Source organism: Aeromonas sp. HMWF014 (genome assembly GCF_963878295.1).
GTDB lineage: Bacteria > Pseudomonadota > Gammaproteobacteria > Enterobacterales > Aeromonadaceae > Aeromonas > Aeromonas popoffii.
Window position 1 is genome coordinate 1 of sequence record NZ_CAWNYS010000515.1, and the last position, 10,574, is coordinate 10,574.

Genomic DNA, 10,574 nt, shown 5'->3' on the forward strand with positions numbered 1-10,574 from the left:
GCGTGATGCATGTAAAAACCCTGATATGATGCTGCCTGGAGGTAACAAGAATGGAAACCAGACGTAAAAAACGCTTCATTGCCGGTGCGGTTTGTCCGGCGTGCGGCAAAATGGACACCATGATGCTGTATATGGAGCATGGAGTCGAGAAGGTGACTTGTGTCGACTGCGGGGACACCCAGGTGCAGACCCAGGCCGAGGTGGACAAGGTGACCCGGGAGACGGAGCAGGTAATTGGGGTGTTTCGTCCCGAATGAGCCAGACCGAGGTGGACAAGGTGACCCGGGAGACCAAACAGGTGATAGGCGTGTTTCGTCCCGAATGAGGACCCAGCCGCAATACCCGGGAATGAGGTGCGAGTCAGGCCTATGCGGTTTCACATTGATGACTTTTTCATCACGACTGAGCCGGGCTCACCATATGCTTGGCCACCTTTTTGAGGTATTCTGGGCCCGTTTTTTTCTATCCGCAGGATCCCTGACATGAAAGTAGCTCCCCTGAGCGTGGTTACGCTGGAATACACAGTCACCGACGAACACGGTGAAGTCATCGACACCACTGTCGGTAAAGAGCCTCTGGTGTATCTGCACGGTACCCGTTATCTGGTCTCCGGCCTTGAAGCCGAGCTGGAAGGCCGCAGTGTGGGCGAGGCGTTCGACGTCACGCTGGCACCGACCCAGGCCTATGGCGAATACGACGAAAGCCTGGTGCAAGAAGTACCTGGCGAGCTGTTTGACGGCATGGAAGTGTCTGAAGGGGATACTTTTGTGGCCGAGACTGACGATGGTCACCGCCCGGTGACTGTCATCGAAGTGTCCGAAGAGTTCATCAAGGTGGATGGTAACCATCCGCTGGCTGGTGTGACCCTGGGCTTCAAGGTCGAGATCAAGGACGTGCGCGCCGCCACGGCTGAAGAGCTGGCTCACGGCCACGTTCACGGTGCCGGTGGTTGCGGTCACGATCATGGTCACGACCATGACCACGATCACGGCCATGAGCACGGCGGTTGCTGCGGTGGTGGCCATGGCCACGATCACGGTCATGACCACGGCGACGAGCAGGGTCAGGGCGGTTGCTGCGGTGGCGGTGGCTGCGGTGGCAAGGGTCACCAGCACTGATCTGCGTTATGGGCATAGCCCGATAAAAAAACCCGCGTCTAACGCGGGTTTTTTTATGGCTGGGTGGCGGTGCGCGTTGCAGCTCAGTAGTGCGGGGGCGGCGTCTCTTCCGCCATGCTGGCGATCTGGCTCGGCTGCACGCTTTGCAGCTTGTCCACCAGCAGCTGGATCTGATGCTTGAGTCGATCCAGCTCGCGGCCCTGGGTGGTAACCTCGTCGTTGAGCTGCTCTACCGTGTACTCGGCGAAGGCGAGGCGGCTTTCCAGGGTTTCGAGGCGATCGTTAAGTGGCTGACTCATGGGCCTTTGGGTCCTTACTTGATTGTCCAGATTTCGGCCAGGCCACTGGAGCTGGCGCTGACAAGGTGGCTATTGTCGCGCAAAGCCACGCCGTAGACCACTGCGCTCGGAGGTTTCACTCTGGGGTGGGGGGAGACGCGCCAGCTTTGCAGCAGGTTGCCATCGCTCACCCGCCACAGGGAGAGCCTGCGAGAAGGAGAGCCTGTGATGAGCCAGTTGCCGTCGTTTGCGAAGCGGGCGCTGGTGTAGACCTCGAAGCGGTGAGCGAATTGCAGCCGGCTCACCTCCTTGCCGGTGTTCAGATCCCAGATGCTGGCCTGGCTGCTGTCGGCGGTAAAGGCGAAACGGCCCTGGGGATCCAGCCTTGCTATTACCACCCGGCCGGCGTGGTTGAAACGCCATATTACCTGGCCGGAGCGGGTATCCCACAGATAGGCGCTGTAGTCGTTGCCGCCGGTGAGGGCGTAGTGGCCATTGGCGGAGAGATCCACCGTATTGACCTGCTCGGTGTGACCGAGGAACTGCAGCCTGCGGCCGGTGCGGGTATCGACTACCTCCGCCTTGCCATCTTGCCGGCCGATCAGCACCTGACGGCCATCGGCTGACAGGGCTATGTCCCTCAGCCTGGATTCAGGAAGCGAGTAGTAGCCTTGGGATTGACCATCTTGCAGACGCCAGATGGCGAAGGTATCCAAGGTCGCAGTGACGGCATGGCGGTTGTCTGGCGAGAAGCGGGTGATGATGACGAAGTTGTCCTGATTGTCGGATTGGCGCCAGCGCCAGCGCTCTTTGCCCTGCTCCAGGTCCCACACTACTGTGCCCTGGCCCAGGCTGGAGACGATGGCCTGCTTGCCGTCGCTGGTGAGATCGGCGCTCATCAGCCCCTGGTTGGCGAGGGTAATTTGCCGGTCCGGTAGTGAGCTCTGTTCGCAACCTGTCAGTATCAGGCAAATACCGATGAAATAAATGGCACTTTTTATCATTTTTCCTGTCTCATGCTTTCGTTACCTGCGATCACGGCGTTAGTATAAGGCGCTTGTCACGATAAACCTCTCATTTCACGAAGGAACCGAGAGCGGTATTTAGAGTTTTGGAGAAACTGATGAACAATTTTCTGAAGGTGTCCCTGTTGGCTGCGGCAGTTGCCGTGAGTCTGACTGCTTGCCAAAAAGACGAGAAGACTGCTGCGAATACCGCAGAGGTCAAGGCAGAAGCCAGCAAGCCGGCCGAGGCCCCCAAGGCTGATGCCAAGAGCTTCGAAGAGCAATCCGGCTATGCAATTGGCCTCTCCATGGGTCGTTATATCGCCAATACCCTGGAACGTCAGCAGGAACTCGGCATCAAACTGGACAACAGCGTCATCCTCAAGGGGGTGACTGATGGTCTGGGTAAAGAAGCCAGCATGACTGACGAGGAGATCCAGACGGTTCTGCAGCAGTACGACGCCAAGATCAACGAGTTGACCAAGGCCAAGTCTGACAAGGATGCCGTGGATAACCAGAAGAAGGGTGAAGAGTACCTGGCTGCCAACGCCAAGAAAGAAGGCGTGAAGAGCACCGAATCCGGCCTGCAATACCTGGTCGAGAAGATGGGTACCGGCGCCAAGCCGAAGGCCACTGACATCGTCAAGGTCCACTACACTGGCACCCTGACCGACGGCACCAAGTTCGACAGCTCAGTCGATCGCGGCGAGCCGGCCACCTTCCCGCTCAACCAGGTGATCCCTGGCTGGACCGAAGGTGTGCAGCTGATGCCGGTGGGTTCCAAGTTCAAGTTCTTCCTGCCGTCCGAGCTGGCCTATGGTGAGCACGGTGCAGGTTCCATCCCGGCCAATGCCGTGCTGGTGTTCGATGTTGAGCTGTTGGCGATCGAGAAGCCGGCTGCTGATGGCGACAAAGCCAAGAAGTAAGCGCTCATCGTTGAAACAAAAACGGCTCCTCAAGGAGCCGTTTTTACTTGTATATCTTCGTAAATAGCGGGATAAAAGAGAGCGTCGCCAATTGTGCTAAGATGGCGGACAAGACCTGAAATAGACAACAAAATCAATTGCAAGGATGGCTCCCGTGGCTGAAAGCAAACCTCGAGTCCTGTTGGTGGAAGATACCCGCAGTCTGGCGGTGGTTTATGAACAGTATCTGGCCCAGGATGGCTATGAGGTGCTGCTGGCCGATTGTGGCCAGCAGGCGCTCGCACAGTTGTTGACCAGCCCGCCGCCTGTGGTGCTGCTTGACCTCGAACTGCCCGACATGTCCGGCATGGATATCCTGCAACAGATTACTGAGCAGCAACTGCCCTGCTCCGTGGTGGTGATCACGGCCCATGGCTCGGTGGATGTGGCGGTGGAGGCGATGCGCCTCGGCGCTTTCGACTTCCTGACCAAGCCGTTCGACGGCAAACGGCTGTGTGCCACCGCTCGTAACGCCCTCAAGCACCAGCAACTGAGTTCGCTGGTGGCCCAGTACCGGGAGAACTTCGAGCGCAGCTCGTTCGCCGGTTTCATCGGTGCCTCCATGCCGATGCAGGCCGTCTATCGCATCATAGAGAGCGCGGCGCCGAGCAAGGCGACCGTGTTCATCACAGGGGAGAGCGGCACCGGCAAAGAGGTGTGCGCCGAGGCCATTCACCAGTGCAGCCCCCGCAGCGAGCAGCCCTTTATCGCGCTCAACTGTGCCGCCATTCCCCACGATCTGATGGAGAGCGAGATCTTTGGCCATGTGAAGGGATCTTTTACCGGCGCCCAGGGGGATCGCAAGGGGGCTGCCAGTCTGGCGGACGGTGGCACCCTGTTTCTGGACGAGATCTGCGAGATGGATCTCGACCTCCAGAGCAAGCTGCTGCGCTTCATCCAGACCGGTACCCTGCAACGGGTCGGCAGCGGCAAGCTGGAGACAGTGGACGTGCGCTTCGTTTGCGCCACCAACCGGGATCCCCTGATAGAGGTGAAGGCGGGACGTTTTCGCGAGGATCTCTATTACCGTCTGCACGTGATCCCCCTCAGCCTGCCACCGCTGCGTGAGCGGGGCGAGGATATACTGCTGCTGGCACGCAGTCTGTTGCAGAGCTACACCAGAGAAGAGAACAAGCGCTTCAAGGATTTTGATGCCGAGGTGGCACGGGTGCTGCTCGATTACCCTTGGCCTGGCAACGTGCGCGAGCTGCAAAACGTAGTGCGCAACATAGTGGTGCTCAACGATCGCGAACTGGTGAATCTGGACATATTGCCACCGCCGCTCAGCGGCCGCAGGGGCGGGGTGGTGGCCATGGCGCCAGCCAGCACGGCCAGCGGTGTTGCCATGCCTTCGCTCAATACGCCGATCCGCCCACTCTGGCTGGTGGAAAAAGAGGTGATCGAGCAGGCCATCGCAAGCTGTGACGGCAATATCCCCAAGGCGGCGGCACTGCTGGAGATCAGCCCTTCCACTATTTATCGCAAGAAGCAGAGCTGGGAAGAGGCTAGCCTGGTTTGAGTGGCGAGGCATGGTCAATGTCCCGCCATCGAGCAGGCAATCGCCAGTGGTAATGGTAATACTCCCAAGGCGGCGATTCTGCTGGAGATCAGCCCCTCAATCCTCTCATTTATCGCCAGAAGCAGAGCCGGGAAGAGGCGAGCCTGGTTTGAGGCAGGTGTCGGGATGGCATCCATGATCCCTGGTTGATGAGTATGTGTGCGGGGCGGCTAACTGGCCGCCCCGCTGCTTTGCTAGAGGCTGTTTGTCAGAGCTTGGCCAGCTGCTTGAGCCTGGCCAGCCGCTCTGCCCCGTTGGCCCTGAGCCAGCCATCCTGTGACAGCAGAAACCAGGCCCGGGCGAAGTATTCGGCTGCGGCCGGGTCAGACAGTACCAGTGCATTTTCCCCCAGCTCTTCGAACACATAGCCATCCTCGGGGGCGCCAGCGGCGGCTATATCGTCTTTCAGCTGTGTCAGCTCGGCATGCGCCTGTTCGTGCTGCCCCTGGGCCCGGCTCAGGCGGGCCAGACTCCAGCGGGCGATAAAAGCCTTGGCCTGGTTGTTGTGCTGCTCGTGCCAGGTCAGACACTTTTGCTGGGATATCCTTGCTTCATCGAAACGACCCAGCTCGAACAGGGTCCAGCCCTGGTTGTTGTAGAGGGTGGCGAGCCAGCCGCGCACCTGCTTGTCCTGGCTGCGCTCTGCCAGCTCCATCGCCAGCTGGTTCCAGCGGCTCTGCTCCTCCAGCGGGGCGGCGATGGCGATCATGTGCGCTGCATCGATGGCGAGATACAGCTCCTTGTGCTTGAGCCCGAGCTGCCAGGCCTGTTCAAACTGCGTCTTGGCGCTGGCCTTGTCGCCGGCGGAGTTGAAGGTGCGGCCGCGTTCCAGCAAGACGCGCAAGCGGGCCCGCGGGGTGGCCTCGGTGAGGCGGAGTTCGATGTCGTCGAGCAGCTGGTGCGCCTCGGCAAACTGGCGTTGCAGCGAATGGGTGCGGGCTATCTGGGTGAGCAGCTCCAGCTCGTACTGCAGATCGGTGGTGCGCGCCTCGGGAAGCAGAGTGTTAAAGCGCAGGGCGCTGGCGGCGGGATCCCGATAATCCCACTGCGCCATGAAATCGGGTGGATTGTCCATTTGGCCTCCTTGCTGGCGATCCTGTCACCAAGATGCCTGCAGGCCACTATTTGCACAAGGGGCACTCGTCACAGAGTGCCCCTTGAGTCATGCCAACACCCGTTGTCAGCCGGTCAGTAGACCATGGCCAGGCTCATCAGCATCAGGCCGAGGGCGGCAAAGGCCCCCTCCTTGATGGCGAGGCGAGGCACCAGCGCCTTGGGCAGGGCCGGAAACAGACTCAAGGCAAAGCCGAGCCCCGGCATCAGCCAGTGAAAGGCCGGGTTGCGCAGGCTCGGGTCTGCCGCACCATTGATGATGATCAGCAGGATGAAGAGGGTGAAGGCCGGCAGAATAAACCAGCGGGCGCTGCCGGCGGCAACGGCGCGCAGCGGCGAGATGCGATATAGCAGCATGGTCACCAGAAAGAGCACAAAGGGGGCCAGCAGGTAGAGCGGAGCGGGGTTCATAACGAATTTCCTGAAAACAGATGACCAGACAGTCTGGGTTGGCAATAGCTTGGTTGGCAACAGCTTGGGCTGGGAACAGACAGAGGCAGGATTTAATCAGCCTTCAATTAGCCTGGCCAGCCTGATGGCCCGGCTCTGTGAAGCGGATCCCGGACAAAGGTTTGCGGCCTCTTAGCGTAACCACAACCAGACGGCGACAAAGCCGAGCCAGCTGGCGGCCAGCAGGGCCCATGGCAGCGGATGGTGGCGAGTGACCTCGATGACCTCAAGGACTTCATCCTGTTCGTCGTCTTGCTGCGCTTGCTGGCTCTGTTTCGCTTTGGTCTGCAGCTTCTTCTGGCGACTGGCTTCGCGAGCCCGCGCCTTTATCTGCTTTTTATACTCGTCGATCCCTTTCTGGATCCCCTGGGCGATAAGCTGGGTCTGCTCCTTGGTCTGCCCCGGCTTCTGGTTGGCACGGGCAATTTTCATCGCCTCCTGCTGGGTCTCGGGGGAAATCTTGTCGTACTTGGCCATCAACACACTCCTCGGGCATGGGGGAGGGAGTATGCCACAAAACCGCGTTTCGTGGGGCTAGGTCAGGTATGGCTACAAATGAGAAATACCTCAATAAAAGCATTTAAAAATCAGTAGCAAAGGGCAAGTTTGGCCATCGATCACAATTAACAACATTTGTGAGTCGCTGATGAAAATTTCCTCTTCGTTGTTTGTTATATTTGGGCCCGACCTGCTGGATGGGGTCACTAAATAACAAAACAATCAAGGTGATATGGAAATGAATAATAACGTTATCAAAGGCGGCGTGGCCCTAGCCGTGCTGGCGGCACTGACGGGTTGCAATATCTCCAAAAACGACAGCGTTGCCCCCTGCACCGAAAATGTCTGCAAACTGACCATTCTGCATACCAACGATACCCACGGCCGTTTCTGGAACAACGCGGAAAACGAATATGGTATGGCGGCCCAGAAGACGCTGGTCGAGCGGCTGCGTAGCGAGGCCAAGGCGGCTGGCAGCAATGTGCTGGTGCTCTCCGGCGGTGACGTGAATACCGGGGTACCCGAGTCGGATCTGCAGGATGCCGAACCCGATTTCATGGCGATGAACAGCATCCGCTACGACGCCATGGCGGTGGGCAACCACGAATTCGACAACCCCCTCAGCGTTATCGAGAAGCAGCGCAAGTGGGCCAAGTTCCCCATGCTCTCCGCCAACATCTATGACAAGGCGAGTGGCAAGCACTACTTCGACCCCTACAAGGTGTTCAAGCTGGAGAACGGTCTCAAGGTTGCCGTGCTGGGCCTGACCACCGAGGATACCGCCCAGCTGGTGGATCCCGACAACGTCAAAACCCTGGAGTTTCGCGATCCGACCACGGAAGCGGCCAAGCTGGGCAAGCAGATCCGTGCCAAGAAGGAGGCCAATCTGGTCTTCGCCATCACCCACATGGGCCACTATGCCGATGGCCAGCACGGCAGCAACGCGCCGGGTGATGTGGAGATGGCTCGCAAGCTGCCGGCCGGCACCCTGGATGCCATTATCGGCGGCCACTCCCAGAATCCGGTCTGCATGGAGCCGGGCAGTGCGAACAAGTACGCCAACTTCAAGCCGGGTGATGCCTGCCTGCCGGATCAGCAGAATGGCACCTGGATCATGCAGGCCCATGAGTGGGGCAAATATGTGGGTCGTGCCCAGTTTGACTACCAGAATGGCAAGCTGACCCTGACCAGCTATGAGCTGATCCCGGTCAACCTCATCAAGCGCAACGCCAAAGGCGAGGCAATCGATGCCAGCGGTGTCGTGACCAAAGACCCGGCCAAAATGCAGTTCGTGCAGGACGAGATCGTGAAGGATCCCGAGCTCTACAACACCCTGCTCACCTATCAGGAGAAGGGTCAGCAAGAGCTGAATGTCGTCATTGGCTCGGCAGATGGCTTGCTGGTGGGGGATCGCAACTCGGTGCGCAACAAGCAGACCAACCTGGGTCGCCTGATCACGACGGCGACCACCGGCAAGCTGGGTGTTGACTTCGGTATCGTCAACTCCGGCGGTGTGCGTGACAGCATCCCGGACGGCGACATTACCTATCGCAGCGTGCTGCTGGTGCACCCCTTTGGCAATACGGTCAACAAGGCGGTGATGAAGGGGAGCGAGCTGGCGACCTATCTGGGCCAGGTTGCTACCAAAACCCGCAACACCGGTGGCTACGCCCAGTTTGGCGGCATCAATATGGCGGTGGATTGCCAGGCCAAGAGCGTGAATATCAGCAGCATCGGTGGCAAGGCGTTTGACCCGGCCGCCACTTACAGCTTCGCCATCCCGAGCTTCAGTGCCTCCGGTGGTGATGGCTATCCGAAGATCGATACCATCAACGCCGGCCTGGTCGATGCTGCCGTGCTGAAGGAGTACATCGAGGTCAAGAAGACCATCAACGTTGCCGACTATCAGCCGGCCAACGAGGTGACCTATCTGAACTCTACTTCCGCAGAAGGGTGCAACTAAGCAACCTTGCATAGCCATCACAGGAGCCGTACTTGGCGGCTCCATGCAGAGAGATCCCCGGGCCTTGTCCGGGGATTTTTTTATCTTGTGACGATGACCTGAGCCGGTTAGGCACCGGCTGCCCGGTGCTTGGTATCCCTGCTACAAGGCGCTTTTCCCTTTATCCTGCCGCCCACACTCGACGTTTACCGCTCTGCGACCTATTGGCTGGATCGGCCATATCCCTTTGAGGGGCCGCGGGCAGCGCTAAAGGCACAAGGAAATGCGCATCCTGCCACTATAAATTTAATTTATAGCTTTTGCTGAAATGAACTCATTTTTACTTATACCAAACCTGTGGCAGGAGAGAGGCTCTGCCAGATCCGTTTATCGGCCCTGACAAGCCTTCCGCCGATTTTTGTGGCGATAGAGCGAGCAAAAAAAGAGGCAGCCGGATGGCTGCCTCTTTTGTCCCGGATGAGCGTCGCTTTACAGCTGCTCGATGCCGACTATGTGCCAAGGTGCATTGTCCTTGGCCAGGTTGCGCTCGAGGTGCCACACCTCCTTGATGTCCTCCTCGACCTGCTCCTGGCGATCCATGTAGCGGCCGCTGAAGCGCACGCTGACCTGGGCCCAGTCGCTGCCGTAGTCGGCACGCACCAGCTGGGTATCCACATACATGACTTCGGTATGCTGCTCACCGGTCAGCTCGGCACGCTCCGCTTTGAGCTGTTCGAACAGCTCAGGGCTCACGTACTCGCGTACCTTTTCCAGATCGTTTTTATTCCAGGATTCTTGCAGGGTGCGGTAGTGATCACGGGCACCTGACAGGAAACCGTTCATGTCAAAACCTGGCGGCAGACGGAAGGGCACGTCGCTGTCGGCAAAGCCGGTCGCTTGCGGTGCACTGTTGCTCTGCTCGAACTGCTGGGGGGCGGCCGATGGCGGCTGATAGCCGGCGTAGGCGGCCTGTGGCTGGGGCGAGGCCGCCTTGCTTCTGCGCATGGCACGGAACAAGAAGACGGCGCCCAGCGCCAGAGCGGCGATCAGCAGCATGTCCATGCCTTGCAGACCTTCAAATGCACCGCTACCCAGCAGGTAGGCGAACAGACCACCGGCCAGCAGGCCGCCGAGCAGACCACCCATCATGCCACCCTTCTTCGGTGCGGCCTGAGCCCCGACCGTCGGGTTCTTGCTGTCGACGGGCTTGGCCGCCGGCTGGGCCGGAGCCGTCTTGTAGTTCTTGCCAAAGGATTTACCGCCGCCAAACTTCTTGGCTTCGGCCATGGGTGCCCCCAGGCCAATGGCCAGGATCACGGCAAACAGGGTCAGCATTTTTTTCATTTTGACTCTTTTCACTCTCATCAGTGGGTGGGGCAAGCTCAGCGCGGCGCATGGCAGGCTGCCTGTCCCGCGTTGTATTGCAGCTTGCGACTATGATTAACATGCTTGTCATGAATTATTCATGAACAGATTGTCCCGATCGGGGGCATCAGAGGAGAAGGCAATGAAAAGTCGACGACCGAGCCGCAAGGAGCGCAAGTTGCGCAACAAGGCGAGAGCCAAGCCCCATGACCAGATCCTGGTCTGGCCCTTTATCATGGCTCTGTCCCAATTACGTGTTGAAAGGCTAATCTTGAAGTAGGCC

At 58.9% G+C, this 10,574-nt stretch carries 12 protein-coding genes; 6 read left to right on the top strand and 6 right to left on the bottom strand.

Annotated features, from left to right (window positions below; translation table 11 throughout):
• Window positions 1-50: 50 nt before the first annotated feature.
• Both AAC083_RS20270 and AAC083_RS20275 read left to right on the top strand, forming a co-directional pair.
• Window positions 51-257, top strand: coding sequence for a YheV family putative zinc ribbon protein (locus AAC083_RS20270; protein ID WP_042035019.1), 207 nt, complete (start codon window positions 51-53; stop codon window positions 255-257).
• A 225-nt stretch (window positions 258-482) separates the two neighbouring features.
• On the top strand, window positions 483-1,118 hold the full coding sequence (locus tag AAC083_RS20275; protein WP_108535382.1) for an FKBP-type peptidyl-prolyl cis-trans isomerase: 636 nt from the start codon (window positions 483-485) through the stop codon (window positions 1,116-1,118).
• 83 nt (window positions 1,119-1,201) lie between these two features.
• On the opposite strand, the gene AAC083_RS20280 is transcribed toward AAC083_RS20275, so the two are convergent.
• Both AAC083_RS20280 and AAC083_RS20285 read right to left on the bottom strand, forming a co-directional pair.
• Window positions 1,202-1,417, bottom strand: coding sequence for a SlyX family protein (locus AAC083_RS20280; protein WP_042035015.1), 216 nt, complete (start codon window positions 1,415-1,417; stop codon window positions 1,202-1,204).
• Window positions 1,418-1,431: 14 nt separating this feature from the next.
• Complete coding sequence (locus AAC083_RS20285) at window positions 1,432-2,400, bottom strand: WD40 repeat domain-containing protein (protein WP_108535383.1); 969 nt, start codon at window positions 2,398-2,400, stop codon at window positions 1,432-1,434.
• Window positions 2,401-2,519: 119 nt separating this feature from the next.
• On the opposite strand from AAC083_RS20285, the gene fkpA reads away from it, so the two are divergent.
• Together fkpA and AAC083_RS20295 are read left to right on the top strand one after the other, a co-directional pair.
• Entirely contained in the window at window positions 2,520-3,326 is an 807-nt protein-coding gene (fkpA, locus tag AAC083_RS20290; protein WP_042035012.1) for an FKBP-type peptidyl-prolyl cis-trans isomerase, read from the top strand.
• A 154-nt stretch (window positions 3,327-3,480) separates the two neighbouring features.
• Window positions 3,481-4,884: a sigma-54-dependent transcriptional regulator gene (locus AAC083_RS20295; protein ID WP_042035011.1), complete on the top strand. Its 1,404-nt coding sequence runs from the start codon at window positions 3,481-3,483 to the stop codon at window positions 4,882-4,884.
• Between the two features lie 247 nt (window positions 4,885-5,131).
• Here the strand turns inward: AAC083_RS20295 and AAC083_RS20300 are convergent, their stop codons facing one another.
• The 3 genes from AAC083_RS20300 to AAC083_RS20310 all read right to left on the bottom strand — a co-directional run bounded on the left by AAC083_RS20300 (window position 5,132) and on the right by AAC083_RS20310 (window position 6,963).
• Entirely contained in the window at window positions 5,132-5,998 is an 867-nt protein-coding gene (locus tag AAC083_RS20300) for a tetratricopeptide repeat protein (protein ID WP_108535384.1), read from the bottom strand.
• Window positions 5,999-6,111: 113 nt separating this feature from the next.
• On the bottom strand, window positions 6,112-6,447 hold the full coding sequence (locus AAC083_RS20305; protein WP_108535385.1) for a hypothetical protein: 336 nt from the start codon (window positions 6,445-6,447) through the stop codon (window positions 6,112-6,114).
• A 171-nt stretch (window positions 6,448-6,618) separates the two neighbouring features.
• A complete protein-coding gene (locus AAC083_RS20310; RefSeq protein WP_108535386.1) occupies window positions 6,619-6,963 on the bottom strand; it encodes a DUF2956 domain-containing protein in 345 nt (114 codons plus the stop codon).
• Window positions 6,964-7,222: 259 nt separating this feature from the next.
• On the opposite strand from AAC083_RS20310, the gene ushA reads away from it, so the two are divergent.
• Window positions 7,223-8,947 (top strand): bifunctional UDP-sugar hydrolase/5'-nucleotidase UshA, encoded by a 1,725-nt coding sequence (ushA, locus tag AAC083_RS20315; RefSeq protein ID WP_108535387.1) that lies wholly within the window; start codon window positions 7,223-7,225, stop codon window positions 8,945-8,947.
• A gap of 468 nt (window positions 8,948-9,415) precedes the next feature.
• On the opposite strand, the gene AAC083_RS20320 is transcribed toward ushA, so the two are convergent.
• Window positions 9,416-10,270 carry a Tim44 domain-containing protein gene (locus AAC083_RS20320; RefSeq protein ID WP_042035000.1) on the bottom strand — a complete coding sequence of 285 codons (855 nt, stop codon included), beginning with the start codon at window positions 10,268-10,270 and terminating at the stop codon, window positions 9,416-9,418.
• Between the two features lie 163 nt (window positions 10,271-10,433).
• Between AAC083_RS20320 and AAC083_RS20325 the strand changes: the two genes are divergently transcribed.
• On the top strand, window positions 10,434-10,571 hold the full coding sequence (locus AAC083_RS20325; RefSeq protein WP_108535388.1) for a hypothetical protein: 138 nt from the start codon (window positions 10,434-10,436) through the stop codon (window positions 10,569-10,571).
• Window positions 10,572-10,574: the final 3 nt, after the last annotated feature.